The organism is Rhizobium mesosinicum (assembly GCF_019511345.1).
GTDB lineage: Bacteria > Pseudomonadota > Alphaproteobacteria > Rhizobiales > Rhizobiaceae > Rhizobium > Rhizobium mesosinicum.
The window spans coordinates 492168-509636 of sequence record NZ_JAEUAK010000002.1 but is presented as its reverse complement, the minus strand read 5'-3'; the positions used below and the strand labels follow the sequence as shown (position 1 = coordinate 509636).

Annotated in this window: 19 protein-coding genes; 6 read left to right on the top strand and 13 right to left on the bottom strand. The window is 60.3% G+C overall.

Annotated features, from left to right (window positions below; genetic code table 11):
- Positions 1–231 precede the first annotated feature (231 nt).
- From JNB85_RS06455 to JNB85_RS06435, 5 genes are all read right to left on the bottom strand, one after another.
- Positions 232–1521, bottom strand: coding sequence for an RsmB/NOP family class I SAM-dependent RNA methyltransferase (locus JNB85_RS06455; protein ID WP_220333528.1), 1290 nt, complete (start codon positions 1519–1521; stop codon positions 232–234).
- Between the two features lie 168 nt (positions 1522–1689).
- Positions 1690–2052, bottom strand: a complete 363-nt coding sequence (locus JNB85_RS06450; RefSeq protein WP_192728438.1) for a septal ring lytic transglycosylase RlpA family protein — start codon at positions 2050–2052, stop codon at positions 1690–1692.
- Between the two features lie 407 nt (positions 2053–2459).
- On the bottom strand, positions 2460–3329 hold the full coding sequence (locus tag JNB85_RS06445; RefSeq protein ID WP_220333527.1) for an SDR family oxidoreductase: 870 nt from the start codon (positions 3327–3329) through the stop codon (positions 2460–2462).
- On the bottom strand, positions 3320–4489 hold the full coding sequence (queG, locus tag JNB85_RS06440) for a tRNA epoxyqueuosine(34) reductase QueG (protein WP_220333526.1): 1170 nt from the start codon (positions 4487–4489) through the stop codon (positions 3320–3322). Before queG ends, JNB85_RS06445 begins: the two co-directional genes overlap by 10 nt.
- Before the next feature lie 12 nt (positions 4490–4501).
- Positions 4502–5194, bottom strand: a complete 693-nt coding sequence (locus JNB85_RS06435; protein ID WP_192728435.1) for a glutathione S-transferase family protein — start codon at positions 5192–5194, stop codon at positions 4502–4504.
- A gap of 274 nt (positions 5195–5468) precedes the next feature.
- Between JNB85_RS06435 and JNB85_RS06430 the strand changes: the two genes are divergently transcribed.
- Positions 5469–6266 (top strand): undecaprenyl-diphosphate phosphatase, encoded by a 798-nt coding sequence (locus JNB85_RS06430; protein ID WP_220333525.1) that lies wholly within the window; start codon positions 5469–5471, stop codon positions 6264–6266.
- Positions 6267–6342: 76 nt separating this feature from the next.
- On the opposite strand, the gene JNB85_RS06425 is transcribed toward JNB85_RS06430, so the two are convergent.
- From JNB85_RS06425 to dnaN, 7 genes are all read right to left on the bottom strand, one after another.
- A complete protein-coding gene (locus JNB85_RS06425) occupies positions 6343–6495 on the bottom strand; it encodes a hypothetical protein (RefSeq protein WP_165911864.1) in 153 nt (50 codons plus the stop codon).
- 283 nt (positions 6496–6778) lie between these two features.
- Positions 6779–7759: a complex I NDUFA9 subunit family protein gene (locus JNB85_RS06420; protein WP_220333524.1), complete on the bottom strand. Its 981-nt coding sequence runs from the start codon at positions 7757–7759 to the stop codon at positions 6779–6781.
- A gap of 110 nt (positions 7760–7869) precedes the next feature.
- Positions 7870–8157 (bottom strand): DUF1330 domain-containing protein, encoded by a 288-nt coding sequence (locus JNB85_RS06415; RefSeq protein WP_220333523.1) that lies wholly within the window; start codon positions 8155–8157, stop codon positions 7870–7872.
- 26 nt (positions 8158–8183) lie between these two features.
- Complete coding sequence (pyrF, locus tag JNB85_RS06410; RefSeq protein WP_220333522.1) at positions 8184–8891, bottom strand: orotidine-5'-phosphate decarboxylase; 708 nt, start codon at positions 8889–8891, stop codon at positions 8184–8186.
- A gap of 6 nt (positions 8892–8897) precedes the next feature.
- A complete protein-coding gene (locus tag JNB85_RS06405; protein WP_220333521.1) occupies positions 8898–9479 on the bottom strand; it encodes a histidine phosphatase family protein in 582 nt (193 codons plus the stop codon).
- The gene (gene pmtA / locus JNB85_RS06400; RefSeq protein WP_183745975.1) at positions 9480–10073 is read right to left on the bottom strand and encodes a phospholipid N-methyltransferase PmtA; all 594 of its coding nucleotides are present in this window, start codon (positions 10071–10073) and stop codon (positions 9480–9482) included.
- Between the two features lie 111 nt (positions 10074–10184).
- Positions 10185–11303 carry a DNA polymerase III subunit beta gene (gene dnaN / locus JNB85_RS06395; protein ID WP_220333520.1) on the bottom strand — a complete coding sequence of 373 codons (1119 nt, stop codon included), beginning with the start codon at positions 11301–11303 and terminating at the stop codon, positions 10185–10187.
- A gap of 247 nt (positions 11304–11550) precedes the next feature.
- On the opposite strand from dnaN, the gene rsmI reads away from it, so the two are divergent.
- The 5 genes from rsmI to JNB85_RS06370 all read left to right on the top strand — a co-directional run bounded on the left by rsmI (position 11551) and on the right by JNB85_RS06370 (position 16257).
- Positions 11551–12465, top strand: a complete 915-nt coding sequence (rsmI, locus tag JNB85_RS06390) for a 16S rRNA (cytidine(1402)-2'-O)-methyltransferase (protein WP_220333519.1) — start codon at positions 11551–11553, stop codon at positions 12463–12465.
- A complete protein-coding gene (locus tag JNB85_RS06385; RefSeq protein ID WP_220333518.1) occupies positions 12458–12826 on the top strand; it encodes a YraN family protein in 369 nt (122 codons plus the stop codon). Before rsmI ends, JNB85_RS06385 begins: the two co-directional genes overlap by 8 nt.
- Positions 12827–12977: 151 nt before the next feature.
- Positions 12978–13481: a cupin domain-containing protein gene (locus JNB85_RS06380; protein WP_220333517.1), complete on the top strand. Its 504-nt coding sequence runs from the start codon at positions 12978–12980 to the stop codon at positions 13479–13481.
- 96 nt (positions 13482–13577) lie between these two features.
- Positions 13578–14525, top strand: coding sequence for a glutathione synthase (gene gshB, locus JNB85_RS06375; RefSeq protein WP_220333516.1), 948 nt, complete (start codon positions 13578–13580; stop codon positions 14523–14525).
- Between the two features lie 199 nt (positions 14526–14724).
- On the top strand, positions 14725–16257 hold the full coding sequence (locus JNB85_RS06370) for a YifB family Mg chelatase-like AAA ATPase (protein ID WP_220333515.1): 1533 nt from the start codon (positions 14725–14727) through the stop codon (positions 16255–16257).
- 129 nt (positions 16258–16386) lie between these two features.
- Here the strand turns inward: JNB85_RS06370 and cysK are convergent, their stop codons facing one another.
- A complete protein-coding gene (cysK, locus tag JNB85_RS06365; protein WP_220333514.1) occupies positions 16387–17349 on the bottom strand; it encodes a cysteine synthase A in 963 nt (320 codons plus the stop codon).
- Between the last annotated feature and the right edge of the window lie 120 nt (positions 17350–17469).

Here is a 17469-nt window from a genome sequence, read left to right as displayed (position 1 = left end):
GGATTTCCGTCTGAATCCGGCAATCGTCTCTTCGCGCAAAAGCAAACTGGTGTCAAACACTCTAGTTTGGAATGGTTTTAAGGATGAACGCCTGTATTTAACTGGTCGTTTGAAGAGTATCTGGCCGCAGATTTCAGGATCACCTGCACAAACGGATCGCGCCTTCTGCCTACTGCGTCACGTGATGAACGCGGATGATGCAGGGTTTTAAATTTCCGCTGCAAGCGCTTCTCAGCCGTCCCTTCTCAGGCGGCAGAAGAAGAAGCCATCCGTATCCGTCGACGCCGGCGTCAGCGTGATCGTCTTGCCATCGGAAGAGCGTGGGCGTGCGCTGTCCTTGCCGAACAGGCTGTCCCAGGCGGGCAGCGCGCTGTCAATCTTGAAATCGCCATTCTCGGCGGCAAAGCGCCGCACCTGTTCTTCGTTCTCCTGTGGCAGCACCGAGCAGGTAACGTAGATCAGTTCGCCGCCTGGGCGCACGAAGCTGCTCGCCTGCGTCAGCGCATCCTGCTGCTGGGCGGTGCGCTTGTCTAGGTTCTTGGCTGTCAGCCGCCATTTCGTATCCGGACGGCGGCGCCACGTACCCGTGCCGGTGCAGGGCGCATCGACCAGCACCTTGTCGCAGCGGCCACGCAGGCTGGACAGGCCCCTGACATCGTCATGGACTTGGACATTGCGCGTTCCGGCGCGCTTCAGCCGCTCGATGATCGGCGCAAGCCGCTTGCGATCGGCATCATAGGCGTGGACCTGGCCCTTGTTGTGCATGGCTGCCGCCATGGCGAGCGTCTTGCCGCCGCCGCCAGCGCAATAATCCAGCACCTGCTCGCCATCCCCGGGCAAAACCAGATCAGCAACGATCTGCGATCCCTCGTCCTGAACTTCGAACCAGCCTTTCTGAAACGAAAGCTCGGCCGTGACGTTAGGAAGACGTGAGGCACCTTCGCCGGCGGGAATCCGGATGCCGTAGCGCGCGATCTTCGCCTCATTCGCGCCGGCGCGTTCCAGCGCCTTGACAGCCTTTTCGCGGGTGGCCTTCAGGATATTGGCGCGCAGATCAAGCGTCGGGCGTCCGGCAAGCGCCTGAGCCTCGGAGAGCCATTCGTCGCCGAAAGCCTGTTCGAAGGAGGATAGCACCCATTCTGGAATATCGCCCTGCACATGCGGGGCAGCGTCGGAAAGAGAGCGGCTCGTAAAGGCCGCGAGTGCGTCGGCGGAAAGCGGCGTCGGCGCGAACTTGTCGTCGGCAAGTTCGGCAGCCAGTGTTTCCGGCGTAAAACCCCATTGGCGGAACATGACGGCATGGGCAATGGCAACGGCGCTGTCGTCGTCCATCAGATAGGCATGGGACAGTCGCATGCGCAGCGCGTCATAGACGATGTTGCCGATCGCCGCCCTGTCGCCGGAACCGGCGAAACGATGGGCGAGGCCCCAGTCCTTCAGCGCATCGGCGACAGGCCTTTTTCGGGCATCGATATCAGCCAGAACCGAAATCGCCCCTTCGAGGCGGCCGCCCAAACGCATTCAAACTTCTCCTGTTGCCTTGGCTGGTGAACGATCCGCGCGGAGAAAGCCTCGGCAAGCCTGATCGGCAGGGCAGATTGTTCACAAGTCTCAACCGCGTGGTTACCCGCGATTGACGGCAAGAGCAAGCGCCGCATCCGGCGCAGGGACTTCGCGGAGGATGTGGCCTCAGCTGATGACTTGGTAGCAGACCTTCGCAGTGCCTGATGAGACCATGCCGATATTCTGCGCGGCAGCGCGCGACAGATCGAGCACGCGACCGCGGATGAACGGGCCACGATCATTGATGCGAACGACGACGCTGCGGCCGTTGTTGCGGTTGGTGACCTTCACCTTGGTGCCGAACGCGAGAGAGCGATGTGCGGCAGTATAGATGGCCGGGTTCATGCGTTCCCCGGAAGCAGTTTTGGAGCGAAGTGCGTACCACGAAGCACCGCCACATCCGTTAGCAGCAAATCCTTCCGCCGGGAGGATGAAAGAGCAGGCTGCAATGGCTGCGGTAGTGATTAGAGAACGGCAGATTTTCTTCAAAACGGATTGTCCCTCAACTATTGAACTTGCGCCTTCGCAGGCGGTGGGGCTTCAATCCGGGGAAAAGTGGCGAAAAAGTGCCGAGCGCGATCACGGAACGTTACATCCTGTAACATTCGTGATTCCAATAACATTGCGGTAGCAGGACACCGCTTTGACGAATTGTGGAAAAAACCCAATGAAATCAGCTAAAATCCGAACGATTTTTTCTGGAAAGCAGTAAACATTTGACGACCGTTGGAAATCACAAAATTTTTTTGCTCACACCGCCATATTTGCTGCCACATTTGCGCAAATTTAGAGGCCGTTAACCATAATGCGGAGCGAAATCGGTTCGCTAAAATAAGAAAGTAGGAAATTTCTACTCTTTTGGGATTATAGCCCTCTCACCCGATTGGAGGGTGCCGTTAGCCCCGCCACCCGTCATTTTGCCAGAGCTGGGCAAGCGACATCGGATAATTTGGGAAGGCAAAATGGAAGCCCGCAGCCTTCAATTTGGCATTCGAAACCCGCTTGTTCTCCCCATAGAACGAGCGTGCCATCGGCGTCATCTCGGCCGTCTCGAAAGGCTGCTCAGGCGGCGGTGCGATGCCCATCAGGCGGGCGGCCTCGACGACGACATCCTGCGGCGGGCCGGGCCGATCGTCGGTGACATTATAAATGCCGCCGAGAGCATGCTCCGACAGAAATCGGGTGGAAGCGCCAATGTCCTCCACGCGGATACGGTTGAAGACCTGGTCCTTCTTGATGATGCGGCGCGCCGTGCCGCAGTCCAGATTGACGAAGGCATTACGTCCCGGCCCGTAAATGCCGGAAAGACGTAATACAGCGGCGGGCACGTTGCGAGCACGCCCGAGCGCAAGCCAGGCCTCTTCAGCGTCCAGACGTTCCTTGGAGCGGCCGGAAACCGGTACGCAAGGCGTTTCCTCGGTCACCCAAGAACCCTTGTGGTCGCCGTAAACGCCGACCGTGGAGAGATAGCCGATCCATTGCAGGTCAGGCAAAAGCGTCGTGCTGTCTTTGCCGAGCAATGTAAGCAGCGGATCGGCATCGCGTGGAGCGATCGACTGCACGAGATGGGTGACATTGGCCATCGCCGCGCGCAGATCGTCGCTCAAGGTTTCGCCGTCGAAGATGAAGGCTTCGATCCCGGCTTTGCGCAACTCTTCGGCTTTCTCTTCGGAACGGGTCGTGCCGGAGATGCGCCTGCCGCTTGCGACAAAAGCTTTGGCGATCGCCGTACCGGAATAACCGCAGCCAAAGATCATCACATGCATCGACCTATCCCCGCCAGTCGCCATTCTTCGAGGACGCCTTCGTCCGACTCATCTTTCCTTTGTGCAGCAAAGGCTGCGAATTCACCAGCCTCCATCAGCCGCGACAACGCCCAAACCGCCATGCCGCGCACGACAGGCGAGGCATCTGCGGCAAGGGCACGACATTGCTCGATCAGGCTACGCTCGCCGGAATTGCCGGCAGCGATCAGTGCATTGCGAATGAAGCGGTCACGCCCGATGCGCTTGATTGGCGAACCGCTGAAGAAGGTACGAAAGGTCGGATCGTCGAGTGTCAGAAGGAACACGATCGAAGGTTCCTTCAAATCCTCACGCGCCTTCAGCTTCATTTCCGACGCTTCGTTTGCAAACTTGTTCCAGGGGCATGCGGCGAGGCAATCGTCGCAGCCGTAAATGCGGTTGCCGATCAGCGGCCTGAACTCGGGATCGATTGGCCCCTTATGCTCGATCGTCAGATACGAGATGCAGCGGCGCGCGTCGATCTGGTAGGGCGCCGGAAAGGCAGCGGTTGGGCAGACATCGAGGCAGGCGCGGCAGGACCCGCAATGATCGGTCTCGGAGCTATCTATATTGAGATCGGCGGTCGTGAACATCGATCCAAGGAAAAGCCAGGAACCGTGCTCGCGGCTGACGAGATTGGTGTGTTTGCCCTGCCAGCCGAGACCGGCGGCCGCGGCCAGCGGCTTTTCCATGACCGGGGCAGTATCGACGAAGACCTTCACATCCGCGCCAGCCTTGGCCGCGAAGCGCGTGGCAATCTCCTTCAGTCGGCCCTTGATCACTTCATGATAGTCGCGGTTGCGGGCGTAGACGGAGATTGCCGCCTTATCTTTCTCTCCGAGAATGCCGCGCGGATCCTCGTCCGGCCCATAATTGAGCCCGAAGACGGCGACCGAGCGCACATCGCTCCAAAGCGTGCGTGGATCGCTACGGCGCTCGCGCGTTTCCGCCATCCATTCCATCGTCCCATGCCTGTTGGCATCGATGAATTGGCCGAGCCGCTCTTTTGCCTCAGGGATCGAATCCGGCCGGGTCACACGGCAGAGATCGAAGCCGAGAGTGACCGCTTCCGCCTTCAGGAAGGCGGTCAAATTGTCGCGGCGCTTGCGCTCTTTTATATCTTCGGCTTTCGGTTCGGGCATCGAACGCCCTCGTTAGAAATCCAGGTCGGCGTAATGGGAGACCGGCGTCAGGCCGCGTACGCGCTCGGTCAGAAGCGGGCGAAAAGACGGGCGCGATTTCAGCCGCTGGTACCAGTCCTTGGCGAGGGGCGATTCCGACCAGTCGATCTCACCGAGATAATCGAGAATGGAGATCGAGGCTGCGGCGGCAAGATCGGCATAACTCATTCGCTCGCCGGCGAGCCATTGGCGCGAGCCCGCTAGCCAGGTGAGATAACGCATATGCTGGCGGATATTGGCGCGTGCCGTCCGCAACATCTTGGAATCCGGGGCGCCACCGCCCTGGTCGGCCGTCATCTGCAGCTTGTAGACGCGCTCGCGTGCCAGCGGCTTGGTGACGTCGTTTTCCATCTTCTGCATGAACCATTCCGTCAAACGGCGGATTTCCGCGCGCTGGAACGGGTCCTCGGCGAGCAACCGGCGGTCGCGTTTCAGCACGCCATGCGTCTCGTCGAGATATTCCGAAATGACGGTCGCGCCACAGAGCGCCCGCATGCTGTCATCGACATAAACAGGCAGTGTGCCGGCCGGGTTGAGCGCCAGGAAGTCCCGGCGCTTCTCCCAGGTCTGTTCCTCGATCAGCTCCGCCTGATAGCCGTATTCCGCCAGAATGAGCCTGACGAAGCGGGATGCGGACGACATGGGATGATGATAAAGCGTGGGCATCGATACTCGGACTTTTGATTGTGGTGCATGGGCTCAAGGGCGCGCCGATTATACCGCCCTAGTCATGACTCATTCGTTGAAGCTATAGGAGTTTGGCCCCTCCAATACAAGCGAATCGGGCTAGACCGCCTGACAAGGGACAAAACATGGCTGCCTGAACGATCGCAACTCCCCGCTCGCCTTTCTTGCCTCCCGCTCTGGCGAATGGTGATTGTGCAGTGCAATATAGCCTGACCGCCACTCCCGTCCGACCGAACCCCAACCGGAGACACTTATGGACTATATAAACTCTATAATTCTGGGCATTATAGAAGGGATCACAGAGTTCCTGCCGATTTCGAGCACTGGCCATCTGATTATTGCGGAACAGTGGCTTGGCGCACGCAGCGAGACATTCAACATCGTCATTCAGGCAGGAGCGATCCTTGCCGTCACGATCATCTATTGGCGCCGCCTGCTCGATCTCCTGCTCGGCTGGCGCGATCCGCAAAACCGTGATTATGCTTTTAAACTGATCGGCGCCTTTCTGATCACTGCCGTCCTCGGGCTGTTGGTCAAGAAGCTCGGGTTCGAACTGCCTGAGAACGCAACCCCGGTTGCCTGGGCGCTCATCATCGGCGGTATCTGGATGATCTTCGCCGAATGGGCCGCTGCCCGCCGCCCGCCGAGCTCCCACATCACCTGGCTCGTCGCCATTCTGGTTGGTATAGCCCAGGTCGTTGCCGGCGTCTTCCCCGGGACGTCCCGCTCCGGCGCCACGATTTTCGTCGCCATGCTGGCCGGCACGGCTAACCGCGCCGCTGCAACCGAATTTGCCTTCCTCGTCGGCATTCCGACCATGTATGCCGCAAGCGCCTTTTCGCTGCTGAAAACCGTCAAGGATGGCGGCGCGGCAAACGAGGACTGGACTGCGCTCGGCATCGCCTTCGTCGTTTCGACCGTCGTCGCCTTCGTCGCCGTCAAGTGGCTGCTGGCCTATATCAGAAGCAACCGCTTCACGGTCTTCGCGATCTATCGCATCATTCTGGGTTTTGTGCTGCTCGGCATGGCGATGGTAGGCATGATCAGCTGAGTCATTACGCGGGCGAGCGAATATGAGTCGCGCGCCGGGATAAAATTAAAGCCGGTTCGAAAGGACCGGCTTTTTATTAGTGGGTAATGGAGGCCGTCGAGCAGGGATCGACGCCGTAAGCCGGCGAGCAGCCGCCCTTCACCGCTGCGACGGAGCCCGGCGCAATGAAGGAGCCTGCGAGGATTACCAGTGCCGCACACGCAAAAAGAAGCGCGATTGACTTACCCATCAGAAATAGCCTTTCACGTGATGCCGCACGCCTGCGAGGCGCTTGAGTCTGTCTGGAGACGCGCGGGGGTGTTTAGTCAGTGGAATAGCAAATAGCAATAAATGTTCCTGCTAAATTTGGTGTTAATTCCAGTAAATTTCCTATGCGTCTTTTATGCAACGTCACACACCATGAGATGCGTCGTAACACGCAAGGCTTGCGCCGGGTTGGCGCCTCGCCAAAATGGAAAACGCCGCCCGCGAAAGGTCGCGAACGGCGCTTGAGTTGTCGGGCGTCGGATTGATCAGGCAGCCTTACCGGAGCCTGTATACTGGCCGTGCGGGCGATACTGCACGAGGTAGGAGTCGAGCACCGAAGTCGCCATCGTCGGCGTGATGCCAAGGCCCCTCAGCGTGCGGCCCTCGGCTTCGGCTTCTTTCGAAACGACGTTGTCATGCTTGAGAAGCTTGACCTGGTCCGGCGTGATCGGCGGCGCGATGAACGGCACCAGCGAGGCGATGCTGCCGATCAGCGATGCGATGCTGAAGGGCAGGGAAACGAGCGGGTTCTTGCGAACTGTGACCTTGAGTATGGTTTCGAGACATTCGCGGAAGGTCAGGACCTCAGGACCGCCAAGTTCATAAATCTTGCCGGTTTCGACCTTGCCGTCGACGGCACGGGCAACGGCCTCGGCGACATCCTCGACGTAAACCGGTTGGAACTTCGTCTTGCCACCGCCGACGAGCGGCAGGACAGGGAACATGCGCGCCATGTCGGCGAACTTGTTGAAGAAGCTGTCTTCCGGACCGAAGACGACAGATGGGCGAAAGATTACCGCATCCGGCTTGATCGACAGGATTGCGGCTTCGGCACGGCCTTTGGTGCGGCCGTAGGTTGAGTTCGAACCGGCGTTGGCGCCGATGGCGGAAATGTGCGTCAACGTTGCACCGGCGTTGCGGGCGGCTTCCGCCACGGCGCGGCCGCCGAATTCCTGCACGGCATCGAATGTGTTGCGGCCGCTCTCGAAGAGAATACCGACGCAGTTGATGACGTGGTCGGCGCCTTCGACAGCCCGGTCGATCGAGTTGCGGTAGCGCAAGTTGGCCTGGACGAAGGAGATCTGGCCGACATTGCCGAGCGGCTGCAGGAAACCCGCAAGGTCGGGGCGGCGCACGGCAACGCGGATGCGATAGCCGCGCTTGGCCAGCACGCGCACGATATGTCTGCCGATGAAGCCGGACCCTCCGAACACGGTGACGAGTGGCGGCAGGTTGGCAAGGGTCATGGCAGGCTCCTCGAAAGGCTTTGAAATGCTGTGATTGCTTTCGTATTAGCCGAATACCGACGCGACGAAAAGGGCCATCGCGCCGCAGTTTTTACCCGTTCGAAACTGGCTCAGACGCCCTCGACTACGACCATTTCCGCGTCGGCCGCCTCACGGCGGATTTTTGCAGCAGCCTGGTATTCGGGCGAATTATAGCAGTCGACTGCATGCTGCATCGAGGGAAACTCGATGACCACGTTGCGGGCGCGCGCCTTGCCTTCAAGCTCGGTGATTGCACCGCCGCGGGCGAGGAAATTCGCCCCGTATTTCTCGAATGCCGGCTTTGCGGTTGCGACGTAATCCTTGTAGCGCTCGAGGTCGCGCACATCGACGCGAGCGATCCAGTATCCCTTGGGCATTTTTGTCTCCCCGTTCAGCGGACGTGTCAGCGGTTCGCCGGCCAGAGCGCGGCGACCATTTCATTGAGGATTGCACGTGCCGCTTCCCGCGGCTCCGGTGCCTTGACGATCGGGCGGGCGACGACGAGATGGGTGGACCCGGCCTTCAGTGCATCCTTAGGCGTCATCACCCGCTTCTGGTCGCCCTTCTCGGCACCTGTCGGGCGGATGCCGGGTGTAACGATCGCCATATCAGGCCCGACGATCTCGCTGACAGCAGCGGATTCTTCGGCGGAGCAGACGATGCCGCCCATACCGGCGGCACGCGCCTGTGCGGCGCGGCGCGCGACCAGTGCCTGCGGATCATACTGATAACCGGCCTCGGCGAGGTCCTCGGCATCCATCGAGGTCAGCACGGTCACGCCGAGCAGGCAGAGGCCGGAGCCCTTCGCTGCCTCGACCGCGGCCTTCATCGCTTTCGGATAGGCATGCAGCGTCAGCATCGACATGCCCATCTTGGCGATGTTTTCGACGCCGGATGCCACCGTGTTGTCGATGTCGAGCAGTTTCATGTCCAGGAAGATCTTCTTGCCGCTGGCGGCAAGGTCGCGGGCAAATTCCAGCCCGCCGGCAAAGACGAGTTGGTAGCCGATCTTGTAGAAGAGAATGTCGTCGCCGAGCGTGGAAACCAATCTTTCCGCTTCGCCAATCGTTGGAACATCCAGTCCGACGATCAACCGCTCGCGTGCGTCCATCTCAATTCATCCCCGCCAGTCTTCGATGGGTGTCCAGTCGCATGATAAGCGCCGATCTGCAAGGCCGAAAGCATAGAGATTGCCGCCGCCGCCCGGCTGGTCGCGATCACGCGCAATCGGCAAGCCCATCAGATGGCATTTGAGCAGCGTCCCGACGCCGCCATGGCCGACAAAGGCGATCGGCGCATTCGCATCATGCGACGACAAGATGCTCTCGACGGCAGAGACGATGCGGTTCTGCGCATCGGCGGCCCGCTCCCAGCCCCTGAAGCTCTCTTGCGGGTGAGCGAAGAACCAGTTGGCCGCCTCTTCGAATTTGTCGGGCGGCAGGAAACCGGTGGCGGAGCGGTCGTTCTCGTGCATGCCATGCACGATCTCGATTTTCCCGCCTGAGGCCGCAGCAAGGATTTCTGCTGTCTCGATCGCCTTGGTCTCATCGCTGGAGACAATGCGGGTCAGCCGCTTCGCCCAAGCGCTCGTCGCAGCCTTGCGGGCGCGCTCCGCGCCGATCTCGGAAAGACCCCATTGGGGAACGGGAACCGCAGGATCGATCTTGACCTGAGGGTGGGTGATATAAAGTCCGAACACTTATCCGCGCCGATAGATCCAGAGTTGAGCCGGAGGAATATTGCGCACGATGAAATCAAAATGATGAATGCTGTAGCGATCGGCATTGGCGACGATCGGCGAGACCGCGCCATAGGAAATCTGCACCATCGGCCGGCCAGCCGGCATGCGGTCGAGCAGGCTTTCCAGGAGCGCGATGCGCGCCTGCATTGGGAAATTCAGCAGCGGTATGCCTGAGATAACGGAGTCGAATTTCTGATCCTTGAGAGAGCCGAGCGTTTTGTCGAGATCGAAGGCATCGCCGTTGATGAAGGTCACATCAGGATAAAGCTGCACGAGATGTTGGTAGAAATCCGTCGAATATTCGATGGCGACGAGCTTTTCCGGTTTCACGCCATGGGCAAGGATCGCCTTGGTGATGGCGCCTGTGCCGGGGCCAAGTTCGAGTACAGGCAGATCCGAATGCGGATTTGCGACACTCGCCATCTTTCGGGCGGTGATCGAAGAGGTCGGTACAATGGAGCCGACAGTTTTCGGCCCCTGCATCATGCCCTTGAAGAAGCGGATCTCCTCGTCGAATTTCCTGCCGAGTCGTTCCTTGAGTCGCAATGCCATGCCGTCCTCCCATGCCTGCTGTTCGTCCTGCCCTTAATTGCAGGAGGGTGAAGCAAAAACAAGAGGCGATGTCGCAATCAGGAAGGTTTAAGACAGGAAGGCGACGCGCGTTTAAACGCGCATCGGCATCAGCACGTAGAGAGCGTCGTCGCCGGCGGTGTCACGCACGAGTGTCGGCGAACCGGCATCGGCCAGAAGGAAGATCGCCTCGTCGCCTGAAAGCTGCGCAGTGATGTCGAGCAGGTATTTGGCATTGAAGCCGATTTCCATCGGATCCGTATCATAGCCGACGGCAACTTCTTCCGTAGCACTGCCGGAATCCGGATTGTTGACGGTGAGCAGCAGCTGGCCGTCGGAAAGTGCGAGCTTTACGGCGCGGCCGCGCTCGGACGAAATGGTGGAAACGCGGTCGACGGCCTGGGCAAAGCTCGTGCAATCGACGCGCATTTCCTTGTCATTATTGGTCGGGATGACGCGCTGATAATCCGGGAAGGTGCCGTCGATCAGCTTCGAGGTCATGACGATGGAGCCGATGGTAAGGCGGATTTTGGCATCGGAGACTTCGACGGTGACGATCGCATCCGGGGTGTCGACGAGCTTCTGCAATTCACCGACCGTCTTGCGCGGAATGATGATGCCTGGCATGCCTTCGGAGCCCGAGGGCGCATCCACATCGGCGCGGGCCAGACGGTGGCCGTCGGTCGCAACGGCGCGCAGCTTCAGGCTGCCCTCGCTTTCGATCGTATGGAAGAAGATGCCGTTCAGATAGTAGCGGGTTTCTTCGGTCGAAATCGCAAACTGCGTGCGATCGATCAGCATCTTCAGATCGCTTGCCTTCAGCTTGAAGGAATGCGTGAAGGTGCCGGCGGTCAGATCGGGGAAGTCGGATTCCGGCAGGCACTGCAGCGAGAATTTCGAGCGGCCGGACTGAACGGTCATCGAGCCGCCATCCTGGGAAGTGGCAAGAAGCACTTCCGCACCATCGGCAAGCTTGCGCACGATGTCGTAAAGAAGATGCGCTGGAACGGTAGTGGCGCCGGGCTGCTCGACATTGGCAGGTGTAGCTTCGGTGATTTCGAGATCGAGGTCAGTGGCCTTCATGTCGAGGTTTTGCCCGTCGGCCTTCAGGAGCACGTTGGACAGGATCGGGATCGTGTTGCGGCGTTCGACCACGCGATGCACGTGGTTCAGCGACTTCAAAAGGTTTGACCGCTCAATAGTAATACGCATGGGATGCTACCGCTTTCGACCTTTATTGTCCGGGCGCCCGGAAGCGCCGCGTCACTGCTTTCCCCTTTGGGAGAGGGGAGTGGACGGGCAAAATGGCAGAACTTTGCCGGCGATTGCAAGAGGCATGGTTGCCCGCAGGCCCGCAAATGCCGTTTTGCAGCGCAATGCTCACAGAAATTGCGGCCCTTGTCGAAGCCACACTGCTCGCCCATAAAAGGAAGAGGCCGGCGGAACGAAAGCGAATGGCATGACGGAAGAGACGACAGCGGAAACTGGCGCCCGGCGCGGTTTTCGCCTGCATAATATCGCGGTGCCGGCGCGCCCGCTCGAACCAGCTCTCTATCTCGTCGCCACACCGATCGGCAATCTCGGCGATGTCACGCTGCGGGCGCTGGAAACGCTGGCCGGTGCCGATGTTTTGGCTTGCGAGGATACACGCGTCACCCGCGTCCTGCTCGATCGTTACGGCATTCAGAACCGCCCCTTCGCCTATCATGAACATAATGCCGATGAGGCCGGGCCACGGCTCCTGCAGGCGCTCGAGGCCGGCAGGTCGGTGGCACTCGTTTCCGATGCCGGCACACCACTTGTCTCCGATCCCGGCTATCGCCTGGCGCAGCAGGCGATCGAGGCCGGTTACCGCGTTATCCCCATTCCCGGCGCTTCCGCGCCGCTTGCGGCTCTCGTCGGCTCAGGGCTGCCGAACGACGCCTTTCTCTTTGCCGGTTTCCTTCCGACCAAGGACAAGGCGCGGCGCGACCGGCTCGCGGAATTCATGAGTGTACCGGCCACGCTGATCTTCTTTGAATCACCTCATCGCATCGGCGCAACGCTGCTGGCCGCCGCTGATGTGCTCGGCACTGAACGCCGGGCCTCGGTCTGCCGCGAACTGACGAAGACCTATGAGGAATTCCGCCGCGGCACGCTTGCCGAACTCGCAGCCCATTATGAAGAGCATGACAATGTGAAGGGTGAGATCGTGTTGGTGATCGGCCCACCGAAAGAGCAGCCTGCCACGGAAGCTGATGTCGACGCGATTCTCACCGATCTCGCAAAATCCCTGCCGACGGCCAAGGCCGCGACCGAGGCCGCCCGCCTGACCGGACTGCCGCGCAAGGTGCTCTACCAGAAGCTTCTCGACATGAAGGCGGCGAATGGCTGACGGCGAAGCAACGCTCCGCAGGAGGAGGGCGCTGCGTCGCGGCGCGGCGGCGGAATATATCGCCGCCATTTTCCTGATACTGAAAGGTTATCGCATTCTCGCCCTGCGGCACCGGACGAAGCTCGGCGAGATCGATATTATCGCCCGTAAGGGGGATCTGGCCGTCTTTGTCGAGGTCAAGGCGCGCGCCGACGAAATGGGCGCGGTGGATGCTGTGTCCTACGCCTCGCAAAAACGCATCCGGGCTGCGAGCGATCTGTGGCTCGCCCGTCAGCGCGATTATGCTCGGCTTTCGCAACGCTATGATATTGTCGCGATAGTGCCGGGGAGGCTGCCTCGCCATTTCCCTGATGCTTTCTAGGATTTTGCTGTGCGTTGTTCTTGCGGCGGTGTCCGCGCAGTCGTCGGCGACCAATAGGCTTTCATTAAAATTTTAGCGTCTGCTTGAACGGGCTTTTACGACTCTTTTGTTATCCACGGTTCAGCTAGGGGTAGCAAACTGGGGGTAATTCATGGCCTTGAAAATGATGCTTGCAACCGCCGTCGCCATGGCTGCGCGGTCCGTGCCTTATGCCGCGTTAAAGCCATCAGGCAAATCTTTCGTCGCGCAGGCAAGCGACCGCATGGTGCTGAAGCCGACGCCGATCAATCCGGACTGGATTATCAGCGGCAATCCGCAGGCGCGCACGGCAGAACATTCCCGCGGCCATGACGATGCATCGCTGACGGCGATCTGGGATTGCACATCGGGCGAATTCCGCTGGCGGTTCGGTTGGGACGAGACGGTCATGATCCTTGAAGGTGAAGTGCACGTCGCCACTGAAGACGGCGTGGAGCGCACACTGCAGACGGGCGATGTCGCCTTCTTCGCCGGTGGCACCTGGGCGAACTGGCGGGTCGACGATTACGTCCGCAAGGTCGCCTTCCTGCGCAGGCCTTTCCCGAAGCCGCTCGCCATTGCCTATCGCCTGCGCAACCTCTTGCGCAACGGCGGCGGCACCGGCATCGCGGCCTGAAAATTGCGCCAGCGGAGGCATGCGAAGCCATTGATTGCCGTTGCGTTTGACGCCTGACCGACCTACATCTGGGCGGCATCAGCTCAAGGGACGGAAATGGCCAAGATCAAGAACGTAGCGGTCCAGATGGACCATGTCTCCGGCATCAATATCGCTGGCGATTCCACCTTCGCCATGAGCCTTGAGGCGCAGGCGCGTGGCTACAAGCTCTTCCATTACACGCCTGACCGCCTGAGTTTGCGCGATGACAAGCTCTATGCCGCCGTCGAGCCGATGGTGCTGCGCGACGTCAAGGGCGATCACTATGAACTCGGAGCGCCTGAGCGCGTCGATCTCTCGACGATGGATGTCGTCCTGCTGCGCCAGGACCCGCCTTTCGACATGTCCTACATTACGTCGACGCATCTTCTGGAGCGCATCCATCCGAAGACGCTCGTCGTCAATGATCCGGGCTGGGTACGCAACTCACCGGAAAAGATCTTCGTCACCGAATTTTCCGACCTGATGCCGAAGACGCTGATCACCAAGGATCCGGGCGAGATCCGCCGCTTCCGCGACGAGATGGGTGATATCATCCTGAAGCCGCTCTACGGCAATGGCGGCGCCGGCGTCTTCCATTCCACCAGGGATGACCGCAACCTGTCCTCGCTGCTCGAAATGTTCGGTCAGCTCTTCCGCGAGCCCTTCATCGCCCAGCAGTACCTGCCTGACGTGCGCAAGGGCGACAAGCGCATCATCCTCGTCGACGGTGAATTTGCCGGCGCGATCAATCGCGTCCCGGCCGAGCATGACAGTCGCTCCAACATGCATGTCGGCGGCCGCGCCGAGCCAACCGAACTGACCGCACGCGAAAAGGAAATCTGCGAACGCATCGGCCCGGCTCTGCGTGAACGCGGCTTCCTGCTCGTCGGCATCGACGTGATCGGCGATTATATGACCGAGATCAACGTGACTTCGCCCACCGGCATCCGCGAAGTGAAGAAGTTCGGCGGCGCCGATATCGCAAGCCTTTTATGGGATGCCATCGAGCGCAAGCGCGGCTAAAGCGAAGCCAAGAACAGACTACAAAAAGTGTCCTTATCGTTCCGCCTTTGATCGCCTCCGTTCCAGAATTGCAACCCGCTGCAATTTGATTGCAGCGGATAGCTGAATTCGTTCGCTTGTCGTTCTTGTTTTATTCCGATTTCCATGCCAGATTGTGACCGCCTTCATAGGTTGGGGTTCAGGGTCACGGGGCAGGGGCATGGTCGCGCGCGTCAGCACGGTTGCATTTCAGGGCATTGAAGGTGTTCCGGTCGAGGTCCAGGTCATGGTCGCTCCCGGTAAAATGGGAATCCAGATCGTCGGGCTTCCTGATAAAGCGGTTGCGGAAAGCCGAGAGCGGGTGCAGGCAGCCCTGCACGCTTCCGGTCTGGCGCTGCCATCCAAGCGCGTGACGGTAAACCTTGCGCCCGCGGACCTTCCCAAAGAAGGCAGTCACTTCGACCTTCCGATCGCGCTTGGTTTGATGGCAGCTCTCGGCGCCATCCCGGCGGATGCCTTGTCCGACTATGTCGTCGTCGGCGAACTCAACCTCGACGGTACGATTGCAGCAATCGCCGGCGCTCTGCCGGCGGCAATCGGTGCCAACGCCAGCGGGAAAGGCCTGATCTGCCCGGCCGAAAGCGGATCCGAGGCCGCCTGGGCTGGGTCTGAGGTCGACATTCTGGCGCCGCGGAGCCTGATAGCACTCGCCAATCATTTCCGCGGCACACAGATCCTTTCGCGCCCGGAACCGTCCATTCGCCCGAATGCCGCCAATTTGCCCGATCTCGCCGAGATCAAGGGACAGGAAAGCGCCAAGCGGGCGCTCGAAGTGGCGGCTGCCGGCGGCCATAACCTCTTGATGGTTGGGCCGCCCGGCTCCGGCAAGTCGATGCTGGCTTCGAGACTGCCATCCATCCTGCCGCCGCTATCGCCCGCCGAATTGCTTGAAGTCTCGATGATCCATTCCATCGCCGGCCAGCTGTCCGGCGGCAAGCTCTCCGACCGCAGGCCCTACCGCACGCCGCACCATTCAGCGACGATGGCAGCCCTTATCGGCGGCGGCCTGCGCGCCAGACCAGGCGAGGCTTCGCTTGCCCATCACGGCGTGCTTTTCCTCGACGAGTTTCCGGAATTCACACCGCAGGTACTCGACGCCTTGCGTCAACCGCTGGAAAGCGGCGAATGCGTCATCGCGCGGGCCAATCACCGCGTCTCCTATCCGGCGCGGATCCAGCTCATTGCGGCCATGAATCCCTGCCGCTGCGGCATGGCGGGCGAACCGGGCCATACATGTGCCCGAGGGCCGCGCTGCATGACCGATTATCAGGCCCGTATTTCCGGCCCGCTGATGGACCGCATCGATATCCGCATCGACGTGCCGGCTGTTTCCGCCGCCGATCTCATCCGGCCGACGGTCGCCGAAGCGAGTGCCGATGTTGCCCGGCGTGTCGCGCGTGCCCGCGACATTCAGCGCGAACGCTATGCTGCTGCAGGCGCTGTGGGCATTTCCACCAATGCCGGATGCTCCACGGCGATGATCGAGAAATTCGCCGAGCCGGATGCCGCGGGATTGCAGCTATTGCGGGATGCCGCAGACAAGATGAAGTTTTCGGCGCGCGGTTACCACCGCGTCCTCAAGGTCGCCCGCACGCTTGCCGACCTCGACGGCAAGGAAATGGTCGGACGTATTCACCTCGCCGAGGCTATCTCCTACCGCGTTGCTGGCGCGCGGTTGACGGCAGCGGCATGAGGTTGAGTGAGTGGTGAGCAGTGAGTAGCAACTCGCAATGATTGGCAAGCCAAAGCGATTTGCGGCAGGCACCGAAAGCAGCCTCAGTCGCTACTCGCTACTCGCTACTCACTACTCACTAATTTCCCTTCAGCTTCCGAGGCCTTCGAACAACGCCGTCGAAAGATAGCGCTCGGCAAAGGACGGGATGATGACGACAATGTTCTTGCCGGCATTTTCCGGACGGCGGCCGACCTCGATTGCCGCCGTCAGCGCCGCACCGGAGGAGATGCCGACAGGCACGCCTTCAAGTCTGGCGACGAGCCGTGCCTGCTGGAATGCGTCGTCATTGCTGACGGTGACGACCTCGTCATAGATGCTGGTATCGAGGATCTTTGGCGCGAAGCCTGCACCGATGCCCTGGATCTTGTGCGGGCCGGGCGTACCGCCTGACAGTACGGGCGAATCCGCCGGCTCGACGGCCACGATCCGGATATCCGGCTTGCGGCTCTTCAGCACCTGGCCGACGCCGGTGATCGTGCCGCCGGTGCCGATGCCGGCAACGAAGATATCGACGTTGCCATCGGTGTCGTTCCAGATCTCCTCAGCTGTTGTCTTGCGGTGGATTTCCGGGTTGGCCGGGTTTTCGAACTGCTGCGGGATGACCGCGTCGGGGAGCGAAGCGGCGAGTTCCTCCGCTTTGGCAATCGCTCCCTTCATGCCCTTCGGCCCTTCGGTCAGCACCAGTTCGGCGCCGAGCAGCGCCAGCATCTTGCGGCGCTCGACGGACATGGTTTCCGGCATGGTGAGGATCAGCCGGTAACCTTTGGCAGCCGCAGCGAAGGCAAGCGCGATGCCGGTATTGCCCGAAGTCGGTTCGATCAGCACCGTCTTGCCGGGAGAAATCTTGCCCTGCGTTTCCAGGCTCTCGATCATGGCAACGCCGATGCGGTCCTTCACCGAGGCGATCGGGTTGAAGAATTCCAGCTTGGCAAGGAGGTTGGCCACCACGCCCTTTTCTTTGGCGAGTTTGTCGAGACGAACGAGCGGCGTGTCGCCTATTGTGTCCGTTATCGAGGAATAGATACGGCCGCGGCCTGGTTTGTGCGACATGGTGCTCTCCCTTTGAAATCCATCCTGAAATCTGCAGAGAGAATAGGGTCAAAGTGGCGGTGAGACCAGAGTGGCTTCACCTGCCGGCCGCTTGAGCTGGAGAAAAAATCCTTTGAGAAC